The sequence below is a fragment of the Bartonella florencae genome (genome assembly GCF_000312525.1).
GTDB lineage: Bacteria > Pseudomonadota > Alphaproteobacteria > Rhizobiales > Rhizobiaceae > Bartonella > Bartonella florencae.
On sequence record NZ_HE997451.1, the window covers coordinates 186,921 to 209,349 of the forward strand.

General features: G+C 35.7%; 17 protein-coding genes and 1 pseudogene. 6 read left to right on the top strand and 12 right to left on the bottom strand.

Annotated features, from left to right (window positions below; translation table 11 throughout):
* Positions 1–230: 230 nt before the first annotated feature.
* The 6 genes and pseudogenes from BN202_RS00870 to BN202_RS00895 form a co-directional block, all read right to left on the bottom strand.
* A complete protein-coding gene (locus tag BN202_RS00870; RefSeq protein WP_019218629.1) occupies positions 231–632 on the bottom strand; it encodes an SUF system Fe-S cluster assembly protein in 402 nt (133 codons plus the stop codon).
* Positions 625–1,869: a cysteine desulfurase gene (locus tag BN202_RS00875; protein ID WP_019218630.1), complete on the bottom strand. Its 1,245-nt coding sequence runs from the start codon at positions 1,867–1,869 to the stop codon at positions 625–627. Before BN202_RS00875 ends, BN202_RS00870 begins: the two co-directional genes overlap by 8 nt.
* A gap of 9 nt (positions 1,870–1,878) precedes the next feature.
* Positions 1,879–3,144 carry a Fe-S cluster assembly protein SufD gene (gene sufD / locus BN202_RS00880; protein ID WP_019218631.1) on the bottom strand — a complete coding sequence of 422 codons (1,266 nt, stop codon included), beginning with the start codon at positions 3,142–3,144 and terminating at the stop codon, positions 1,879–1,881.
* 11 nt (positions 3,145–3,155) lie between these two features.
* Positions 3,156–3,911 (bottom strand): Fe-S cluster assembly ATPase SufC, encoded by a 756-nt coding sequence (gene sufC / locus BN202_RS00885; protein ID WP_019218632.1) that lies wholly within the window; start codon positions 3,909–3,911, stop codon positions 3,156–3,158.
* A 165-nt stretch (positions 3,912–4,076) separates the two neighbouring features.
* Positions 4,077–5,588 (bottom strand): Fe-S cluster assembly protein SufB, encoded by a 1,512-nt coding sequence (gene sufB, locus BN202_RS00890; RefSeq protein ID WP_019218633.1) that lies wholly within the window; start codon positions 5,586–5,588, stop codon positions 4,077–4,079.
* 162 nt (positions 5,589–5,750) lie between these two features.
* Positions 5,751–6,895 (bottom strand): annotated as a pseudogene (locus BN202_RS00895) (cysteine desulfurase family protein).
* A gap of 154 nt (positions 6,896–7,049) precedes the next feature.
* On the opposite strand from BN202_RS00895, the gene BN202_RS00900 reads away from it, so the two are divergent.
* From BN202_RS00900 to BN202_RS00910, 3 genes are all read left to right on the top strand, one after another.
* Entirely contained in the window at positions 7,050–7,730 is a 681-nt protein-coding gene (locus BN202_RS00900; protein WP_019218635.1) for an alpha/beta hydrolase, read from the top strand.
* A gap of 293 nt (positions 7,731–8,023) precedes the next feature.
* The gene (tyrS, locus tag BN202_RS00905; protein WP_019218636.1) at positions 8,024–9,277 is read left to right on the top strand and encodes a tyrosine--tRNA ligase; all 1,254 of its coding nucleotides are present in this window, start codon (positions 8,024–8,026) and stop codon (positions 9,275–9,277) included.
* Between the two features lie 198 nt (positions 9,278–9,475).
* Positions 9,476–9,955, top strand: coding sequence for a peroxiredoxin (locus BN202_RS00910; RefSeq protein ID WP_019218637.1), 480 nt, complete (start codon positions 9,476–9,478; stop codon positions 9,953–9,955).
* 108 nt (positions 9,956–10,063) lie between these two features.
* Here the strand turns inward: BN202_RS00910 and prfB are convergent.
* From prfB to BN202_RS00925, 3 genes are all read right to left on the bottom strand, one after another.
* Positions 10,064–11,192, bottom strand: a protein-coding gene (prfB, locus tag BN202_RS00915) for a peptide chain release factor 2 (protein WP_156792104.1) whose coding sequence is annotated in 2 segments (ribosomal slippage) — positions 10,064–11,122 and positions 11,124–11,192 — 1,128 coding nt in all. Because the reading frame shifts where the segments join, the coding sequence is not laid out codon by codon here.
* 192 nt (positions 11,193–11,384) lie between these two features.
* Positions 11,385–13,850: a penicillin-binding protein 1A gene (locus BN202_RS00920; RefSeq protein WP_019218639.1), complete on the bottom strand. Its 2,466-nt coding sequence runs from the start codon at positions 13,848–13,850 to the stop codon at positions 11,385–11,387.
* A gap of 157 nt (positions 13,851–14,007) precedes the next feature.
* On the bottom strand, positions 14,008–15,237 hold the full coding sequence (locus BN202_RS00925; protein ID WP_019218640.1) for an N-acetylmuramoyl-L-alanine amidase family protein: 1,230 nt from the start codon (positions 15,235–15,237) through the stop codon (positions 14,008–14,010).
* A 598-nt stretch (positions 15,238–15,835) separates the two neighbouring features.
* Here BN202_RS00925 and BN202_RS00930 point away from each other — a divergent pair.
* Positions 15,836–18,463, top strand: coding sequence for an Rne/Rng family ribonuclease (locus BN202_RS00930; protein WP_019218641.1), 2,628 nt, complete (start codon positions 15,836–15,838; stop codon positions 18,461–18,463).
* A gap of 90 nt (positions 18,464–18,553) precedes the next feature.
* Here BN202_RS00930 and BN202_RS00935 read toward each other — a convergent pair whose 3' ends face one another.
* A complete protein-coding gene (locus tag BN202_RS00935) occupies positions 18,554–19,168 on the bottom strand; it encodes an invasion associated locus B family protein (RefSeq protein WP_019218642.1) in 615 nt (204 codons plus the stop codon).
* A gap of 607 nt (positions 19,169–19,775) precedes the next feature.
* On the opposite strand from BN202_RS00935, the gene BN202_RS10165 reads away from it, so the two are divergent.
* Positions 19,776–20,009, top strand: coding sequence for a hypothetical protein (locus BN202_RS10165; protein WP_244426375.1), 234 nt, complete (start codon positions 19,776–19,778; stop codon positions 20,007–20,009).
* Between the two features lie 583 nt (positions 20,010–20,592).
* A complete protein-coding gene (locus BN202_RS10170; protein ID WP_244426377.1) occupies positions 20,593–20,928 on the top strand; it encodes an ABC transporter substrate-binding protein in 336 nt (111 codons plus the stop codon).
* A 610-nt stretch (positions 20,929–21,538) separates the two neighbouring features.
* On the opposite strand, the gene BN202_RS10175 is transcribed toward BN202_RS10170, so the two are convergent.
* Both BN202_RS10175 and BN202_RS10180 read right to left on the bottom strand, forming a co-directional pair.
* The gene (locus BN202_RS10175) at positions 21,539–21,868 is read right to left on the bottom strand and encodes a hypothetical protein (RefSeq protein ID WP_019218643.1); all 330 of its coding nucleotides are present in this window, start codon (positions 21,866–21,868) and stop codon (positions 21,539–21,541) included.
* A 258-nt stretch (positions 21,869–22,126) separates the two neighbouring features.
* Positions 22,127–22,315 (bottom strand): hypothetical protein, encoded by a 189-nt coding sequence (locus BN202_RS10180; protein ID WP_019218645.1) that lies wholly within the window; start codon positions 22,313–22,315, stop codon positions 22,127–22,129.
* Positions 22,316–22,429 lie beyond the last annotated feature (114 nt).

Sequence of the window (22,429 nt, forward strand, 5' to 3'; positions counted from 1 at the left end):
TCCATTATGTTTATTCCACTACAATAAGCTTTTACAACAGAAAGAATAAAGATATTTTTAAAAGCTTTTAATTTCAACTCAAAAGCTCTCCAAATAAAATTTAAATGTTTTTATGAATTTATAAGATTTTAGTCGTTATAAAGAAAAAAAATCTGCATTTTCATTAAAAATAAGAAATAAGCTGCAAATCTCTTTCCCAAAAAGATGATTTTAGAACTCTTTAACAGTATCTAGTACCATCCAACAGCAATTTGTGCTTCTTCTGACATACAATCAGGTGTCCATGGTGGATCGAATGTCATGGTGACTTCAACATGCGAGACACCTTCAACTGCACTTACAGCATTTTCCACCCAACCTGGCATTTCACCTGCAACAGGACATCCTGGTGCCGTAAGTGTCATTTCAATCTTTACTGAACGATCATCTTCAATATCAATACGATAAATCAGTCCTAGTTCATAAATATCAGCAGGAATCTCTGGATCATAAACTGTTTTGAGAGCAGCAATAATATCATCCGTCATACGATCAATTTCATCAGCTGGGATTGCTGATATGCTCGTCTTTTCACTTTTGTTTACAGTTTCAGCAGATTCTGTAGAATGATGCTCTTCAATTGATTTAGCCATTAAAAAATATCCTTGCTTTTTCTAATGCTTCCACTAACTGGTCAATATCTTTATGACTACTATACATAGCTAATGATGCACGACAAGCAGATGTTAAACCAAAATGCTGTAACAAAGGTTGAGCACAATGTGTTCCTGCACGTATTGCAACACCTTGTCGATCAACAAACATAGCAATATCATGGGCATGGATGCCTGCCATTTCAAAAGATACAATTGCACCTTTATCAGGAGAACTGCCATAAATATGCAGTGATTTAACCATTTTAAGCCTTTCATGGGCATAAGACAAAAGTGCCCTTTCATGTGCGTGAATAGCATTTCTATCTTTTTTTTGCATGTAATTAATAGCAGCGGCCAAGCCAATAGCTTCAACTATGGGAGGTGTGCCTGCTTCAAAGCGATGGGGGGGAGCATTGTAAGAAACCTTATCAACAGTTATATCTTCAATCATTTCCCCTCCCCCTTGAAAAGGATGCATTTCTTCTAGCCTATATTCCTTACCATAAAGGACACCAATACCTGTTGGACCATAAAGTTTATGACCTGTAAAGACATACCAGTCACAATCAAGGTTTTGTACATCAACGGTTAAATGTACAGCTCCTTGAGAACCATCAACGAGAACAGGAATGGCATTTTGGTGTGATAGCTCAATGATTTCCTTAACAGAAGGTACGGTTCCCAATACATTCGACATATGCGTAATAGCAACAAGTTTTGTTCTATCATTTAAAGCTTTTTGAAAATCTTCAATATGAAGAACACCATTCCCATCAACGGGCACAAAAACAAGTTTTATACCTTTACGCTCACGAATAAAATGCCAAGGGACAATATTTGAGTGATGCTCCATAATGGTAAGAATAATTTCATCACCTTCATTCAATTGAGACATTCCCCAACCGTAAGCAACGGTATTAATAGCTTCCGTCGCACTTTTTGTAAAAACAATCTCCCTTACTGTTTTAGCATTTAAAAAGCTACGAACTGTTTCACGAGCATCTTCATAACATTGTGTCGCTGCATTGGATAAAAAATGTATTCCTCGATGCACATTTGCATAACGATATCGATAAAAATTATCCATCGCATCAAGAACAGACTGCGGCTTTTGAGCAGATGCTGCACTATCAAGATATGCTAACCGTTTGTCATAAACATTATGTTGTAAAATAGGAAAATCAAGGCGAATTTCTTCTACATTATAATTCAACGTTGGTACGTTACTTTCCATTTTTTGACCTTAAACATTTTTTTCTAACCATTTGCCAATGATATTTTTTAAAACAGTCTGGATATTATCTTGCTTAATCTCCTCAATAAGTTCAGAGACAAATCCATTAATCAGAAGTGCACGCGCAGTTTTAAAAGGAATGCCGCGCGCCATAAGATAAAAAAGATAATCATGGTTAATATTGGCAACGGTTGCACCGTGACCACATGCAACATCATCAGCAAAAATTTCTAATTCAGGCTTTGCATTAAATTCTGCGTCATCTGAGAGAATAAGACTATTACAAGCCATACGTGCATCTGTTTTTTGCGCTTTTTGCGCAACACGTATTATTCCTTGAAAAACACCAACGGCTTTATCTGTAACCACATTGCGTATAATTTCAGTTGAAGTTGAGTTTTCTTCCAAGTGACGCACACTCATGGTGAGATCGCTATGTGTCCCTCCTGATAATAAATTGATAACTCGCAATTGAAAATTGGAGCCTTCCCCTTGTAACTCAACATCAATTTCCTGACGATTAAGTTGGCTGCCTATATTAATCACATAAAGTGATAGTTTTGCTTCTTGATCAAGAACAGCACAAAATCGGCTAAACTGTGCAGAGTTAAAACCACGATTTCGAATAATAATCCATGTAACATCACTATAAGCGGCAACCTGTAATGAAAATATCGAACTGACGAAAGTCTCTTTATCATTGCCACTCTGACGTTCAATAAATACAGCTTGACTATTTTTATCAATTTTTATCTCTGAAAAAATATGAGATTGCCCTCCCCTTTGAATATTTTGTAATTCAATAGGAACATCTAATTTTGTATTTTCAGGGATGTGAAAAAGCCAACCATCCGTAACAAAAGCCGTATTTATTTGTCCAATAAAATCTTCTCGAGAAATAATCTGGTCTATTTTTATAGACTCTTCCTTTAACGCATCTGCAAATCGTTTTGTTGTAACATTTGTAATCTTTGATTGCTTATCTGTTTTACCATTTTTAATAGAAAAAACAGCGCTCTCTGAAAATAATGCATCAAGCAATTGCTCCTCATCATTGACTTCTGAAAAATCACTAACAGATTTTAATAATGTGCGCAGATTTGTGTAGTGCCAGTTTTCGATTTTACGTGAAGGAAGTCTTGCGGACTGAAACAGTTCAATAGCTTTTTTACGGACTGTTTGCACTGTTTTATCGCCAGGTAAATTGCTTATACATTGATTGAAATGACGAATAATATCTTTTTCAACCGTTAACAATTCTTGTTGTGCATTCATATTCAATGACCTCAAGCGGCATCACTGATAATATCAGCATAGCCATTTTTCTCTAAATAAAGCGCTAATGACTTATCTCCACTTTTAATAATACGCCCTTTATAAAGAACATGTACCGTATCAGGAACAATATAATTGAGGAGACGTTGGTAGTGGGTAATAACTAAAAACGAACGTTTTGAATCTCGCAGTTTATTAACACCATCTGCAACAATTTTTAGCGCATCAATATCTAAACCAGAATCTGTTTCATCTAAAATACAAAGTTTAGGTTCAAAAAGTGCCATTTGTAAAATTTCAGCACGTTTTTTTTCTCCACCTGAAAAACCTACATTTAATGGACGTTTGAGCATATCCATATTGATTTCAAGTTTTGAAGCAGCCTCTTTAACATGTTTTATAAATTCAGGAATTTTAAGCTCTTTTTCACCACGTGCTTTGCGTTGAGAATTCATAGCAACTTTTAAAAATTCCATTGTGGCTACCCCAGGTATTTCCATTGGATATTGAAATGCAAGAAAAACACCATATGCGGCGCGTTCTGCTGGATCCATTTCTAAAAGGGATTGTCCATTATAAAGAATTTCACCTTCCGTGACTTCATAATCATCACTACCAGCAAGCAAATAAGACAAAGTCGATTTTCCTGCTCCATTTTGTCCCATAATAGCAGCAATTTCACCATCTTGAACAGTCAAGTTCAAACCGCGAATAATTTCTGTATCGGTCTCAGCAATACGGGCGTGCAAATTCTTTATCTCTAACATCATTTAATCCTGTTCTGGCTGTTTTCTTTTTCGGATACTAACGCGCATTTGCCTTATCTTCGTATCCATTTGCTTCTCTAATTTATCATAGAGATCATGTCTTGCATTATTTGCTACTGTTATAGCCTTTTTACATTAACTTTTCTCTTTATCTCATAAATAAAATTATCCCACACTACCCTCAAGGCTAATACCAATGAGCTTTTGTGCTTCGACAGCAAATTCCATTGGAAGTTTTTGAATAACCTCTTTTACAAAACCATTGACAATTAATGCGATAGCTTCTTCTTCAGGAATTCCCCGCTGCATAACATAAAAAAGCTGCTCATCAGAAATTTTTGATGTTGTTGCTTCATGTTCAAATTGAGCTGTGGCATTTTTTGCTTCAATATAAGGGACTGTATGGGCACCACAATCATTGCCTATTAACAAACTATCACATTGCGTAAAATTCCGTGCATTTTGTGCTTTTCGATGCGCTGTAACTTGTCCTCGATAAGTGTTGTTTGAAAAACCAGCAGAAATGCCTTTAGAAACAATACGACTAGAAGTATTTTTTCCCAAATGGATCATTTTTGTACCAGAATCAATTTGTTGGTAGCCATTTGCAATCGCAATAGAATAAAACTCTCCACGTGTGTTATCACCACGAAGTAAACAAGATGGATATTTCCAAGTAATTGCTGAACCAGTCTCAATCTGTGTCCATAAAATTTTAGAATTATCGCCTCTGCAATCTCCACGCTTTGTGACAAAATTATAAATACCTCCCTTACCATCCTTATCGCCGGGATACCAATTTTGTACTGTAGAATATTTAATTTCTGCATTTTTGAGAGCAACAAGCTCGACAACAGCAGCATGAAGCTGATTTTCATCGCGCTGGGGAGCCGTACATCCTTCAAGATAAGAAACATAGGAATCTTCATCAGCTATAATTAATGTTCGTTCAAATTGGCCTGTATTGCGCTCATTAATCCTAAAATAGGTTGAAAGTTCCATAGGACAACGAACCCCTTTGGGAATATAAACAAATGAACCATCTGTAAAGACAGCAGCATTCAAAGCAGCATAATAATTGTCACCCACTGGTACAACAGTTCCTAAATATTGCTTAATAAGATCAGAATGTTCGATAATTGCTTCTGAAATAGAACCAAAAATAACCCCTGCACGCGCTAATTCTTTTTTAAATGTTGTTACAACAGAAACAGAATCGAAAACCGCATCAACAGCTACCTGTCCTGATGCATAAATATTCTCATCAAAAGCAGATGGATCAGATTGTTTTCTGACTCCTGCCAAAATTTCTTGTTCTTTGAGGGGAATGCCAAGTTTTTCATAGGTTGCCAATAATTCAGGATCTACTTCGTCTAAAGATTTTGGTCCTGTATGATTTTTAGGAGCGGCATAATAATAAAGCTCTTGAAAATCGATTTTTGGATATTCAATACGTGCCCAATTAGGTTCTTGCATTGTTAACCAACGGCGGAAAGCTTGTAAACGCCATGTCAGCATCCATTCAGGTTCATGTTTTTTTGCAGAAATAAATCTTATAATATCTTCATTTAAACCCTTTGGAGCTTTATCTGTTTCAATATTGGTTTCAAAACCATATTTATATTGATCAACATCTATTTCACGTACTTGACGTATCGTTTCCTGCACTGCCGGCATTATTTTTCTCCATTCCTTCCGGTGTCAAGAACCGGTGATTAAAAGTCTTGTTTTTTACAAGATTAAAGCAGCAATCTACTCTCTAGATTATATACAAAGTGGGAAAATTTCAATCAAACTTATTTTATTTTTAAAATAGTTCTAAATTTTAAATAACAAATTTCACTTTTTACTATTACTGACAATCTGAGAAAAAACCAATAAAAAATCATCGATGTCTTGAGACCTCGTGCACCGTCCTATTGAAATGCGAATAGCTCCATTTGGGACATGGTAGCCCATTGCTTCCAACACTTTGCTTTGTTTTACTTTTCCTGAAGAACAAGCAGAGCCTGCTGACACAGAAAATCCTGCCAAGTCAAAAGCAATTTGCATCGTTTCAGCTTTTAAATTTTCTACAGTGAAGTAAGTTGTATTTGGCAAACGCGGCACTCTTTTACCAAAAATTTCAACATCACAAGATATCTTTTGTAGCCCATTTTCTAATTTATTACGTAAAGACATTAACTGTTTTATCTCTTCTTGGCTATAACAATCAGCTATCGCTGCTCCAAAAGCAGCAATAAGCGGCAATGCTTCTGTTCCTCCACGTAAGCCTTTTTCTTGCCCCCCTCCTATGATAAGAGGATAAGGCATAAGAAGGTTCCCATTTGAAACAAAAGCACCAATTCCCTTAGGCCCGCCAATTTTGTGCGCAGAGAGTATAAAAAAATCCCCTCCTATCTGATGGATATCAACGAAGCTTTTGTCCACATATTGGGTCAAGTCGACAATCAGAATGCCTCCAGAATCCCGAACGATAGCAGCTATTTCTTTTATTGGTTGAAGAACACCGGTTTCACCATTTGCAGCTTGAATAGCAATAAGAGGTAACCCTTTTGTTTTATCGTGAATCTTTAAGAGAGAAATTAATTTATCTTGTTGAATAAGCCCATTTTGATCAACCGCAATTGTACTGATGAATTCTTTAGGAAAACGCCCACCTTCTGCGACAGATGGATGTTCAGTAGCACCAATATAGAGATGAGAAAACTGAATTTTAGATTTTCCCATACTATAAGAGGCTGTTAACAAAGTCATCGCAGCTTCACTTGCACCAGATGTAAATATAACATGATCTGGATTTGTTCTAAGCTTTTCAGCGATTTGCCTACGTGCTTTTTGCAACAAAGCCTTAGCAGCACGTCCTTCCGTATGAACGGATGAAGGATTCCCAAATATCTCTAGAGATTCCACTAATGCTATCCGCGCTTTTTTTTGAGCGGTGTTGTCGCGTTATGATCAAAATATCGACGTTTTACAACCATTTTATATCACAATCATTCATCTAATGAATTGATTTAAAAAAATAGTGCAATTTTCTTGAAAAATGCACTTAAATGAGAATATCTAGTAATTACTGATTCTATGGTAAAAGTCGGTCAAGGTCAATGAGAGCTTGTCAGATGTAAGGAGCATTTAATGCCAGAAGTTATTTTTAATGGTCCCGCAGGTCGGCTTGAAGGACGTTATCAGCCCTCACCACAGAGAAATGCGCCAATTGCGATTATTTTGCATCCTCATCCCCAATTTGGTGGCACTATGAACAATAAAATTGTTTATGATCTCTTTTATATGTTTCAACAACGTGGTTTTACAACATTACGTTTTAATTTTCGTGGTATTGGTCGCAGTCAAGGTGAATTTGATTATGGAATAGGAGAACTTTCAGATGCTGCTGCTGCACTCGATTGGGTGCAAACACAGCATCCTGATTCTAAAAATTGTTGGGTAGCTGGATATTCATTTGGCGCTTGGATTGGTATGCAACTTTTAATGCGCCGACCGGAAATTGAAGGCTTTATATCCGTTGCTCCTCAACCCAATGTTTATGACTTTTCGTTTCTTGCTCCTTGTCCTTCTTCTGGGCTTATTATTCATGGTAATATTGATAAAGTTGCTCCTCCAAAAGATGTGCAAACGCTTGTAGATAAACTAAAAACGCAAAAAGGGATCACTATTACACAAGAAATATTAGAAGGTGCTAATCACTTTTTTAGCGGATATAATCAAGAACTTATTGAACGATGTGCTCAATATTTAGACAACCATATTACAAGTGAATTTCTTACGCCTCCACCTGAAATACTTTCACTCACCTAAACCAATAGAAGTTTATAAAACATGAAATCATCACTCCTATAAGCAAGGAGAAATTTTGTTTTTATATTGTCTCCTCTTTTCTATAATTTATCAACATTCGAAGATCAAAAAGGAAATGCTTCTCTTTTAACAAAAAGTGTTTCTTCTTAAAATATGTAAGAAAATGGCTTCAGTGTTATTTTCACTATCAGTATTTTCGTTCTCTTGTGGGGTATACGTTAATTATGCTAGAGTGAGCGTATGAGCAAATTAATATATAAATTGAATGTAATCTTAATGAGGAAATAAAATCTGTGACTGCCTTTAAATCTGATTTTTTACATATTATGCACCAACGTGGTTTTATCCACCAAATTTCGGATGAAAAAGGCTTAGATGATCTTTTATCAAAAGAAGTTGTGAGCGCCTATATTGGGTTTGATCCTACAGCATCAAGTCTGCATGCTGGAAATCTTCTACAAATTATGATGCTTTATTGGTTACAAAAAACTGGTCATCGCCCTATTGCTTTGATGGGTGGAGGAACAGGGCTGATCGGTGATCCTTCCTTCAAAGATGAAACACGACGTCTTCTCACACAAGATGATATTGCTACAAATATTACTAGTATTAAAAAGGTATTTTCTAACTATTTGACATTTGGTGATAAAGAAACGGATGCATGTATTGTTGATAATGCTGAATGGTTATGTAATTTAAACTATCTAGAATTTTTACGTGATGTAGGAAAACATTTTTCTGTCAACCGCATGTTGTCATTTGATTCTGTCAAACTGAGGCTTGAGCGTGAACATTCTTTGTCATTTTTAGAGTTTAATTATATGATCCTACAAGCCTATGATTTTGTTGAACTTCATGAGCGCTATGGACTACGTATGCAAATGGGGGGGACTGATCAATGGGGCAACATTATTAATGGCATTGAATTAGGACATCGCTTAGGGACCGCACAGTTATATGCATTGACTTCACCGTTGCTGACAACTGCTTCTGGTGCAAAAATGGGCAAGTCACTAAATGGGGCTGTATGGCTTAATGCGGATATGCTCTCACCTTATGAGTTTTGGCAATATTGGCGCAATACAGAAGATGCTGATGTTATAAGATTTTTAAAACTTTATACCACATTGCCAATGGATGAGATTCTCAAGCTTTCTGCATTGCAAGGGAGTGAGATTAATGAGGCAAAGAAAATTCTTGCCACAGAAATTACAGCGATGCTGCATGGACGCAGCCTTGCGGATGCAGCAGCCGAAACTGCTCGAAAAACTTTTGAAGAAAAAACGCTTGGAGAAAATCTTCCAACTGTTGAAATTCACGCCACAGAATTAAATATAGGTATTGGGGTGCTTACTCTTTTAGTACAAGCAGGACTCGCTAAATCTAACAGTGAGGCACGTCGCCATGTTCAAGGTGGAGGTGTGCGTATTAATGATCAAATCATTGAAGATGAAACACGTCTTATTATTGAAGAAGACGTCAATGCTAATGGAATCATTAAACTTTCTTTTGGTAAGAAAAAACATGTTTTGATGAAACCGGTATAATCTCTTTATAATTTCATACTCTTTTGCTTATATTTTTTCTTTGATGATGTTTTTAAATGCAATATTTGTGATGTAATCTGCTTTGTAGAAAAAATAAAAAATCTTTTAAAATAGTAGCACTCTAGAGAGTTGTATAATTGTTTATGCTATGTATTCTAATGGCTTGTACTTGGTAACAGAGAAAAGAAAGATAAGATAATGACAATACCAACGAAAGGTACTCTTGCTCCTGATTTCGATTTGCCACGCGACGGTGGAGGTAGAATACGTCTTTCTGACCTAAAAGGAAAATATATTGTTTTATATTTTTACCCGAAGGATGACACCAGTGGATGCACGAGTGAAGCGATTGATTTTACACGATTGAAGTCAAAATTTGATGAAATGGGAGTGGTTATTATTGGGATCTCTCCAGATAGTATTAATAGCCATGATAAATTTAAAACAAAACACGCGCTTGATATCATTCTTGTTTCCGATGAAGAGAAAACGACTCTTGAAGCTTACGGTGTTTGGGTTGAAAAAAGCATGTATGGGCGCAAATATATGGGTGTTGAACGAAGCACTTTTTTGATTGATAAAACTGGAAAAATAGCAGAAGAATGGCGCAAAGTTAGTGTATCTAGACACGCTGATAAGGTGCTAGCTGCTGCTGCATGTTTACATGATAATGGTTAATAGCACTTGTCATCTAAGCCTTATCAAAGGTAAAAATTAGTCTAATCGTTAGCTTTAGTGAATCTAGAGCTATGCACGCACTCAGCTATAACCTTAAATATTCTATTATTAATTACTCTCTTCAACTTCTTGGACTTTTCCGTAAATGCGCTGTGCAAGTGCTGCTTCTATAAATGCATCTAAATCACCATTAAGTACGGATTGTGGATCAGTGTTTTCAACACCTGTACGCAAATCTTTGACAAGCTGATAGGGTTGAAGAACATAAGATCTAATTTGATGTCCCCATCCAATTTCTGTTTTAGACGCTTCAACAGCATTTGTTTCTTCTTCTCGCTTTTTGAGCTCTTCTTCATAAAGTCTTGCACGCAACATAGACCACGCAGTTGCGCGATTTTTATGCTGGGAACGCTCCGTTTGGCATTGAACAACAATACCTGTTTTTATATGTGTGATGCGAACTGCAGAATCCGTCGTATTGACATGTTGTCCTCCTGCGCCTGATGCACGATATGTATCGATACGAACATCTGCCTCTGAAACATCCACTTCAATATTATCATCAATGACTGGGTAAACCCAAATGCTTGCAAAAGAGGTATGGCGCTTTGCATTAGAATCAAATGGCGAAATGCGTACCAAACGATGAACACCTGATTCTGTTTTCAACATACCATAGGCATTATGCCCTTTTATAAGAAGAGTTGCTGATTTTATTCCAGCTTCCTCCCCATCGTGAATTTCTAATATTTCAACCTTCATTTTATGTTGTTCAGCCCAGCGTGTATACATACGTAACAGCATAGAAGCCCAATCTTGACTTTCCGTACCACCTGCACCTGCATGAACTTCTAAATAAGTATCATTGGGATCTGCTTCTCCTGAAAGAAGCACATCAATTTGCCTTTTTTCTATTTCTCTCTTAAGATAGCGTATTGTGTTTTCTGCATCAGTGATAACTTCGATATCATTTTCTTCTTCCCCCATCGCAATTAACGCAATGCACTCTTCAAGTGTTTTTGTAAATGATAGAATACCACTGATTGAATCATCAAGACGCTGACGCTCACGCATCATATCTTGTGCTTGTTGCGCATTATTCCAAAGTGCTGGATCTTCTGCTTTTTGATTGAGATATTCGAGACGTTTTAGTGATTGATCCCAGTCAAAGATGCCCCCTTAGCAACTTAATTGCTTGTTGGATTTCATCCACTAATGTTTCTATTTCTACTCGCATAATTTAACACCGTAGTTTTTATTTTTAGACATTTTTCTATTATGCTTCTTTAAGCATTTTATACAAATTCAATAATCCCAGTAAGGCGATAGCATAATTTCATGCACCTATTTATTGTCACGACACTAGAAAAAAACAGAGGAAAATAACTCTACTTCATTTATAGATTATATCAGAAGAGAGTTTTACCGACTAATACAGCCCACCTGTACCACTTTCAAGAGCTTTATTAACCTGTGGAGAAGTCGTCATTGCAGGAACACCTTCTTGAAAAGAATTTGTTCCACCAATGACCTGATATATATCAGCAGGTCCAGTTCCTGGTTTAAATGCTTCTATAATAACATTTTGCTCTCCTCTTTCCGCGAGCATACCTGTCTTACGATTAATAGGCATTAAAATCATCCCTTCTGGCATTTTAAAGGGGACATCTGGTTTCCCTTTCAGAGCTGCTTCCATAAACTCACCAAAAATAGGCGCGGCCAATGAACTTCCCGTCCCATTGTATCCCAACGGTGCTGGTTGATCATAACCAATAAAAACACCAACGACAAGATCAGGGGTAAACCCCATAAACCATACATCTTTAGAATCATTAGTGGTTCCTGTTTTAGCAGCAATATGTCGATTGAGATAACGCAAACGTGCAGCTGTACCACGCTGAACAACCCCCTCCATCATTGATGTAATTTGATAAGCCGTCATAGGGTCAAGAACTTGATCTCGTTCATCAAGCAATTTGGGTTCATTTTGATTATCCCATGACTGGGCATTACAATTTTCGCAAAGACGATCATCATGACGATAAATCGTTTTTCCATAACGATCTTGAATTCTATCTATCAGAGAAGGATGAATAGAGCGCCCTCCATTGGCAATAACTGAATAAGCTGTAACCATTCGTAAAACTGTTGTCTCACCAGCTCCTAACGCCATGGGGAGATAAGGTTGCAATTTATCTATAACACCAAAACGCTCTGCATATTCAGCAACAAGAGGCATTCCCATATCATAGGCAAGCCGTATTGTCATAAGATTACGGGAATGTTCAATACCATAACGCAGTGTTGAAGGTCCTGCAAATGTGCCACCATAATTTTTAGGTTGCCAAATTTCACCATTATACTGGCGAATTTCAATGGGGCCATCTAAAACAACGGAAGCTGGAGTATATCCATTATCGAGTGCTGCTGCATACACAAAAGGCTTAAAGGCAGAACCAGGTTGACGATAGGCTTGTGTTGCACGATTAAATTCAGAGTTAGAAAAAGAAAAGCCGCCCACCATTGCAAGAACACGCCCTGTGTGCGGTTCCATAGCCACAACAGCACCTTCAACCTTTGGAATTTGTTGTAAGCGATAAATGTTGTTTGTACTTGGTACTTTTTCAACAAAAATAACATCTCCAACTTGCAAAACTTGGGATAAGTTTTGCACAACTTTTCGATGACCATTTTCTTTTATAATATTGAACGCCCATTTTGAATCAGCTTCAGACAAAACAGCTATTTCTCGTTTTTTTGTTAATAAACCTGAAGCTTCGCGCTGTGGCTGTAAACCAATCTCTACTTTATGAGCGTTAGCAGAAAGTACAACGCCTAAACGCCATTCAGGAACGTCACTCAGCCCTGTGACATTAGCAAGCTCGGCCCCCCAATCACCTTTCTCATCAATATGTGCATAAGCACCACGCCATCCTTGTGCATGGTCAAATTTAATTAATCCATTGTGTAAAGCTCGTCGAGCAAGAGCCTGCAAATGCGGATCAAGTGTTGTACGAACTGAAAGACCACCTTCATAAAGCATTTTTGCGCCATAACGATGCATTAAACGGCGACGCACTTCTTCAGTAAAATACTCAGCAGCAAAAACATAGTTATCGCTACCACGTATTTTTGCTCCTAAAGGCTTCTCTTTAGCTTTTTCGCCTTGCTCACGTGTAACATATCCATTTGTAACCATTCGATCTATGACCCAATTGCGCCTATTAATTGCACGTTGTGTATTTTTAAATGGATCATAATTTCCTGGACCTTTAGGAAGAGCAGCCAAATAAGCACATTCTTCTAAAGTCAGATCATTGACGGATTTATTGAAATAAGTCAAAGAAGCTGCTGCAATGCCATAAGTACCACGACCAAGATAGATTTCGTTAAGATAAAGCTCGAGAATATGATCTTTTGAATAGGTTTTCTCAATACGCATCGCCAGAATAGCTTCTTTTAATTTACGTTCTAAGGTTGCTTCTGAACTTAAAAGGAAGTTTTTAGCGACTTGTTGTGTAATGGTTGACGCCCCTTCTGGACGTTTTCCAGAACCAATATTACGAATATTATTAACTAAAGCTCTAGAAAGTCCTTCGGGATCTAGGCCGAAATGATGATAAAAATTTTTGTCTTCAGCAGAAATAAAAGCATCTTTAAGAATCTTTGGTATTGACTGAATTGGTAAATAGAGGCGATGCTTTGTTGCAAACTCTGCCATAAGGCTACCATCTACAGCATGGACGCGTGTCATCACAGGTGGCTCATAGAGCGAAAGAACTTCATAATCAGGAAGTGAATTCATCTGCTCTTCTGCTATAGCTTCCTGTATCACTGCCCCACAAAACACAAGAGTCATAACAAAACGAAGAAGATATCTAAAAAAAATTATCATCAAAACAGCTATCACTTTCTTTAGAATTGATTAAAGAAAAATATATCATCTCACTAATACTATGCGGATAGTACCGCTAGATTGAGACAAAGAAAAACGGTTTGTTTATATTAAAATCTATCAGACTTTAGTACTGATACTCTATTTTCTTACAAATTTAAAGAGGCTGCATAAGTTTCTGCCTATATTCAGCGAATTGTCGAATAGAATGAGCAATCGAGAGAGCCATCTTTTTTCTCCATTGAGGATTGTTTAATAATTCTTCATCCTCTTTATTTGATAAATAACCGATTTCTATCAAGACAGAAGGTATATCTGGAGCCCTTAAAACTTGAAAATCAGCATATCGATGAGGGTTATTTATCAGATTAATATTACTTTTTGTTAAGTTTGAGATAACACTATCAGCAAAATTTACTGAAAATGCATGCGTTTCACGGCGGGTAAGATCAAGCAAAATATCCGTAACTTCAAGTGTTTCATCTGCCGGCAAACCATCGAGAAGATCAACTTTGTTTTCATTTTCAGCTAAGGATTTTGCAATCGCATCAGAAGCCTTATCTGAGATAGTATAAACTGTTGCACCGCGCAGAGAATTTAAATTAATAGTATCGGCATGGATAGATATAAAAAGGTCAGCTTCCAATTCTTGCGCTTTTTTAACTCTCTCACTTAATCTTAGAAAGACATTAGAAGTGCGTGTTAAAGTAACGGTGATATGAGAATCTTTTTCTAATTCATCTCGCAAAACATATGCAAAAGCCAGTGTTACATCTTTTTCTAAAATTCCACTAACGCCTCGCGCACCACCGTCAATTCCACCGTGACCAGGGTCAAGAACAACACGAAAATTACGTGTTGGCATTTGTTGTGTTTTTGTATCAAAATCAGCTTTCTGTTGTTTTTCAAATATTTTGTTAAATTTTTCTTGTGTGGTTTTACGAATATCAATCAATAGCTGCCATAAACCGTTCTCTAATTTTTGTACGCTAGTTTTTTCAACAACGAAAGCAACTTTACTCGTCAAAATAATGCGTGAAGTTTGTATATCAGAAAAACCATAGCGCACATCTGATAACATGCTTGATAATCTATGCTGTTTTTTTAAGGAAGTATTTTGCGCTGAAAAATCAACCGTGGGTAAATTGATAATCAAACGTGCAGGCTTATGCAAAACTTGTAAATGAACCTTTGGTTCAACATTAAAAATCGCAACAACACGCGTATATGCACTATCACCAATAGTTCGCATATTAATAAGCTTTAAAGGATTTGCCGCTTGGATATTACTTTGAAATGCTAAAAAAAAGAATAGACAATATGAGAGGTAAAAAATAACATCCCTATAAGCCGTCTTCGGCTTTTCGCTAGAAACCCCTTTTTTCATAAATGAAATACTCTTATATTTTTATTGGCAATAATTATTTCAATCGTAGAAAATGATATATCAGATTTACCCTATCTTTTTCAAGAAAAGCTGAAACCTTTAATTTTCAACGTTACTCCAAAACTAAATTAAGGTAATAAAAAGATTATTATGGATTATAATGGAACGCATTTATATTGTTACTTGCCAAAATCATGATATCAACATAAAAGAACATTTACGCTTTCTAACTGATAGTAACAATAATCCATATTAAGTTGTCTTTAGAAAATTTGTTGCATGTTATATATTTAGACTTTTTATGGATGAAAATTCTTTGTGTCACAAAAGTTAGAATTGCGTTATTTAAGATTCGCTGGTTCGAACATCCGAACTATTTTAAAGATTGTTTTACTGGGGACTTACAAAATTATGTGTCATAGAAAACAGAAGGAAATAATGAAGAGAAATGCCGTAGATTTAATCAGGCGTTTACAGATAGCATCCCATTCTGTTTTACTGGTATCTCCCTTTTATGGCAGACAGCCTCTTACATTTGCGAATAGTTATACTGTTCGTTTGAATAAAGTTGCGCATGTCGCCCTCAGGATTTTAACTTATGTCAAACAAAATGCTTATAGATGCCTCCCATCCGGAGGAAACGCGTGTTGTTGTTGTTCATGGCAACAAAATTGAAGAACTTGATTTTGAATCAGAACATAAAAAGCAGCTTAAGGGGAATATTTATCTAGCGCGTATTACACGTGTAGAGCCGTCGCTTCAGGCAGCTTTTGTCGAATATGGTGGAAACCGTCATGGTTTTTTAACATTTTCTGAAATCCATCCTGATTATTATCAAATTCCTATTGCTGATCGTCTCGCCCTTCTTGAAGAAGAGGAAAAAGCTGCCATAGGAGATAATTATGCAGATGTCTCTCCTGAAGAAACAAACAAAAATAAAAAACGCTCCAGAAAAACAAAAAAAGATGAGCGCAAGAATAGCATGGCAGCAGATATTGAAAATGATACGACTTCTGAAGACATAACAGCTGATGAGGTAGAAGAAACTTTTAGCGCAACTGTTTCTCATGATGATATCGAAATGGTTGGTGCGGAAGATGTCCGTGAGGAGCTCCCCACCTATCAACGAAGACAAGAACGTCAATATAAAATTCAAGAAGTGATTAAGCGACGTCAAATTTTGTTGGTACAAGTTATCAAAGAAGAACGCGGCAATAAAGGTGCAGCACTTACAACGTATTTATCCCTAGCAGGTCGTTATTCTGTTCTCATGCCGAACACAGCACGTGGTGGTGGTATTTCGCGAAAAATTACCAATGTACAAGATCGCAAGCGTCTTAAAGAAATTGTAAAAGAATTAGAAGTTCCTAAAGGCATGGGAGTTATCTTACGAACTGCTGGAGCAAATAGAACAAAAGCTGAGGTTAAACGTGATTATGAATATCTAACCCGATTATGGGATACCGTTCGCACGCTAACACTTAAATCGACGGCACCATGCCTAGTTCATGAAGAAAGTAATCTCATAAAGCGTTCTATACGAGATCTTTACAATAAAAATATTAATGAAATTCTTGTTTCTGGAGACCAAGGATATCGTGAAGCGAAAGATTTCATGCGTATGCTCATGCCAAGTCATGCAAAAGTTGTACAACCCTATCGCGATCCCATTCCCATTTTCGCGCGCAATAATATTGAGATTCAACTTGATAAAATGTTGCACCCACAAGTTTCTTTAAAATCCGGTGGTTATCTTGTTATTAATCAAACGGAAGCGCTTGTGGCTATTGACGTCAATTCTGGCCGTTCTACCAAAGAACTTTCTGTCGAAAAAACAGCATTACAAACTAATCTTGAAGCAGCAGAAGAAATAGCACGTCAATTACGTTTACGTGATCTTGCTGGTTTGATTGTCATTGATTTTATTGACATGCTTGAAGAACGCAATGTAAAATTGGTTGAAAAAAAGTTGAAAGATTGCTTAAAAAGCGACCGAGCTCGTATCCAAGTTGGTCACATTTCACACTTTGGCCTTTTGGAAATGAGTCGTCAGCGTATTCGCATATCGGTTTTAGAAAGTACAACGCACCCTTGTCCACATTGCGCTGGAACGGGAAATGTCCGCTCTGAATCCTCAATTGCTTTACATGTCATGCGCTCCATTGAAGAATATCTTCTGCATAATCCGCAACATAACATTATTGTGCGCACACCTGTAGCAACCGCGCTTTACGTGTTAAACCATAAACGCAATATTCTTGTTAATCTAGAAGCGCGTTTTAAACTTAATATCAGTATTGAAGCAGATGATAGCATTGGAAGTCAGCATCTTATTATTTCTAAAGGTACAATAGCGGAAACAGTTTCTCAACCGATCTTTGAAGATGACAGTAAAGAAGAAATTGAAGATGAAACCTTCATAAATAGCCTTTCTATTGAAGATAAAACACTTGTTGAAACAAATCAGAAACGTCGGCGTAAAAATCGTCCAAGTGAAATAAATGATAATTCTCTTTCTACTGCTCATAAAAAAGAAGAGACGCTAAATGATGATTCTCATCGTCGGGCGGGGGGACGCCGTCGAGGGCGTCGTGGTGGTCGCCGGAATCAGGAAAATGGTTTTTATCAAATTCGTATTCCTTACGCAGAACCAGTGGGAGATTTTGCTAAACAAGCCTTAGAAGAAATCAAAACGGCGTATCGCAAACGTCGTCTTCCGGATGCAAAATCTGTTCAATTTGAAGAAACGAAAAATGACTCCCAACAATTGGCTATACAACAAGATGAAACTGTAAAAATTGATACGGTTGTTAAACCTAAAAAACGTAAAGTACGTTCTTCAAAATCAGAAAAAGATCAGCAAGTTATTAAAAATGATCAGAATATAGAAGTACCAGAACTTCTGGAAGAAAAATCTACAACTCGTGCAAAACATAAAGTTAAAACAAAAAAAGCAGATGAAGCTGCTCATGAGGCGGTTGAAAAAGCACCTGAAAATAGTACTAAATCAACACGCAAAACGCGTAAAAAATCACCCTCTAAAGAAATAACACCAACAAAGGAAGTATCAGAGCAGAAAGCTGTAAATGAAGAATTTATTGGAGCGACACCTCATAAAGCTGAGGAGAAAGCCAATCCTCCTGTTGTTATATCGTCAACACCTGACGATACCCCAAAAACTCAGCGTATTGGTTGGTGGAAACGCAGGAATCTTTCCAAAAATTAAGTATAAAAAAGCCGCCGCAAATATTCTGCGGCGGTTTTTTAAGTAAACATAAAGAAAAAATTTCAAAGAACGCTTTTTTTACGTCGTATACTAGTTAATTTTTTTAGCTTTCTCTTGTTCAGCGCGCATACGATCTTCAATTTCTTTTTGCCTTGATTGAATAGCTTGTTGCAATTTTATTTGCTCTTGTTGAAAATCTTTTTCCTCCATACCAGGACCTGTGTATGCAGAACTGAATCCATTAAGAGAAAACTCAATAGGATTAGCTGAACCACGGAAATTAATTGTTGTTACAACCATTTTCGAACCACTTTTCATAGCTGTAATAAGCTTATCATCCAAAACATCATTGGCAATACAACTTGGTCCATTGCAGATGATATAAGGAATTTTTTTAGAAAAATTATCTCCTATCTGAATATGCACACCTTCTGGTAAAAAACGACCTGTAGGCACTTGAATACCTATACGTTTCTCATTTTGTTTTCCTTTTATCTCAACAAGATTAAAAGCCGTCAAAGGCTGTCCAGTATTTGATAAAACAGTGTTCATTGTATTGCAAACATCAACGTCAGACTGTTTGCTGCAAACTTTATACCAACCTTGAGATAAAGTTTGCGCCCCTGCAGAAGTATGAATTGTAAGAAAAAGGGCAACAGCTCCAGCTAATCCGGAAACAACAGAATAGATACTTTTATGCGACATGATTAAGTTAATCCTTTCAACGCGCTTTTATAATAATCCAAACAATAGGAATACTAAATATAATTTTAATCAAGTGTATTAAATTAAACCAATGAAATGACACCCTCTTCTATGCTTCTTACTTCAATATAAAGAGAAAAGTCAAATTTGGCAAAAAAGCTACAAAATAGCCATTTAAATTCTTATGCGCTCATATACAGCCTCCCCCTTTTATGGCATTGATATCTTATGTAATTTATCCATGAAATACTCTAGTACAATGGAACAAGATAAGATTACATAAGTGAATCAACCTTATAATATAATTAAAATAAATTCTTAATGCTATTCTATAAATCTTATTACTTTAATTTTTTATATATTTATATTTTTTCTTTTACGCCAAGGAACTCTAGTAAGAAGTATTACGACGGATAGAGCTCTTAAATTGTCGGAAAAATTTAAGCACTTTCCTTATGTATCTCCTGATATAAATTGAAAAGGTAAAGTTACTTATAGTATTGTTAAAATATTTGATAGCTTAAATCCCTACGTTATTCGTAATTTTAGAACAGCTGCAAAAGGGCTTTTCTCTGATGAACAATTTTCTAATCTCATTTACGAAACAATGACGGAATGCTCTCGTGATGAAGCTTTTACACTTTATAGCTTCTTGGCAAAAAAAGTTGAAGTTGGTTTATTCACAATAAAGCTCCTTAAAGATAAAGGAATCCCACCTTTTGATCGTTATATGAAACGTATAGAATCCACCGAAAAAATTGGAGATCATGGTATTAGAATACGCTTTCCACATTTAAAAGATCGCGAATTTTCACTTCTTTTAGCAGGGGGAAATGGCTAATTCTCAAAACATTCTATTGACATTGATAAGTTAAAAAAAACGGACTAAATAAGATTTTGGGCAGCGGCCCCTATATTATGGGGCATGTTGATCTTGGTGAAAGAATTATCTATAAGCGCAATCCTCACTATTAGAGGCAAGATCTTCCTATTAACAAAGGTTTAAATAATTTTGATACCATTCAAATTGAATATTTTCGTAACGATACGGCACATTTTGAAGCCTTTTTAAAAGGCATAATTGATGTTTTTATTGAAACAAATCCAAATCGTCGGCAACACTCCTATAATTTTTCAGCTGTTCGTGAAGGTCATCTTATTAAAGAAAATTTTCAAAGGCTTATCCTCTTCTCAATGATCATATATGCTTTGTTTTTAATAGGCATCACACAGTTTTTTTAAGACAAAAAAGAAGAGAGGCTTTATCGATAATTTTTGATTTTGAATGGGTCAATCATCACCTTTTTAATAATATCTATACCAGAACGCAAGGTTATTGGGACGGTTCCATTCTATCATCTGTGGGAAAAACAGCAAAAAAAAGCACTTTTAGCCCCCTACCCTGATGCAGTTATTCCTGAGTTATGGATGGAAGCTGGCGTATTTCCAAAACAGACGGCTCAGACATAGATCGATCAATTACAGAAAAAGCTTGGAAACTCTTACAAAAAGCAGGATTTACTCAAAAAAACAACAAAGCTATTGCTCCCAATGACTTACCTTTTCAATTTGAAATTATGACTCAATCACTTGAAGAAGAAAAAGTTGTTCTTGCCTTTGAAAGTACATTGTCACGCTTTGGTCTTCATGCTGAAATAAGGACAGTTGATGATAATCAATATCAAAATCGCTTAAGAATGTTTGATTATGGTATAATTATAGTAAAATTAAAAAACTTTCTCTCACTAGGAAATGAATAAATAGATCGGTGGAGTCCAGCCTTTCGAAATTGAAAAGAGAATTTTAATTTTTCTGGAGCAGCCGATCCCGTTATGGATGCGATGTTGATGTACGCTCAAATGTTGATTTTATTGCAGCAGTTCGCGCCTTGAACAGAATTCTTATTTCTGGAAGCTACTATATAACCCTCTATCATTTTGCCTAAATATTGGATAGAACGTTGGTCATATATCAAACATCCTGCTTATACATCACTTTATGGATATCGCCTGCCAGCTTGGTGGTATGAATAAAAGAAAAAGAAATTTTATTAAATTATTATAATATTTATTACTTAAAATGATAAGCATTTATAAAATGAAAGAGATAATCAAATTTTTATATCTATATAAAAATTGTTATAATTATAAAGTAAGCTATAATAAAAGTGAACATTACAGCATTAAAAACTGAAATAATTTTAAAATAAATATGCATACCATAAATTTATTTTATTATCTAAATAATAGATTTTTATTATTGATTATTATCTGTTTAATAAATAATATTATTATAATAAATATAACTACCTTATATTAAAACATTACTGAATATGAAAAATTATACTGTTTATAATATTTTTTCTTTTGTTTAGAAAACTATATTATGTACTTCCTCGAAGTTTTTGCAAACCATAGGTATATTTCTCAAAGAGGAATCTCCACGCACCACAGCGTTTTTTATAATATTATATAACTCTTTTCTTAAATTATTAGGTCCTGTTATTAGAATTTCTTTAATGTCCTTGATTAACTTTGGATCTATTGAACTAACCGCATATTTTGCCCAAATAAAATCTTTCTTTTTCCAATCAAACTCTTTGCGCAAAACAGCAACGATATCACTATGTAATATACTCCCCCAACTTCTGCAAGAAACAACAAAAATAAGATAATTTTTTATTATTTCAAATATCTCCACTCATTTTCCATTCTTTAAATAATTGATTCTTTTTCAGATACTCTTTTGCTTTAGTGGTTCTTCTTCATATTCTCCATCTTCGTACTCCCTCGCTATGTACGTTCTATACATCAAATTTAGCTTTCCCGCAGCTAACGCACTTAATTTCGCAGTAAGACTAAAATGTTCTTCACTAAGATCATTCTGTTTCTGCAAAAGCTTATTTTTTTATGCAGGACTTTATAATGTTTTGTATTAGGATACATTTTATTAAAAGATTTAACTCATCCAGTTTTCTTCAATAAACTCGATTTCATTATCAACAATGATTGTCCTTTCTTTAAAGCGTTGATATTTTTCATCAAGAGTTTCATTAAAAAGAAATTCAGCATGAATATTTTTTACATCATATATTAAAGTAATTAACAAAAAGGCTATAGTGAGTAATCTTTGTAATGAGGAAATCATATTATTTCACTTTTAAGTTCATAGAGATGCTTATCAAGAGCACTCTCTATTTTTATAATAGCCTTGCTTAATATATTTGTCTGTTTGTATCAATATGTATTATACAAAATAGTT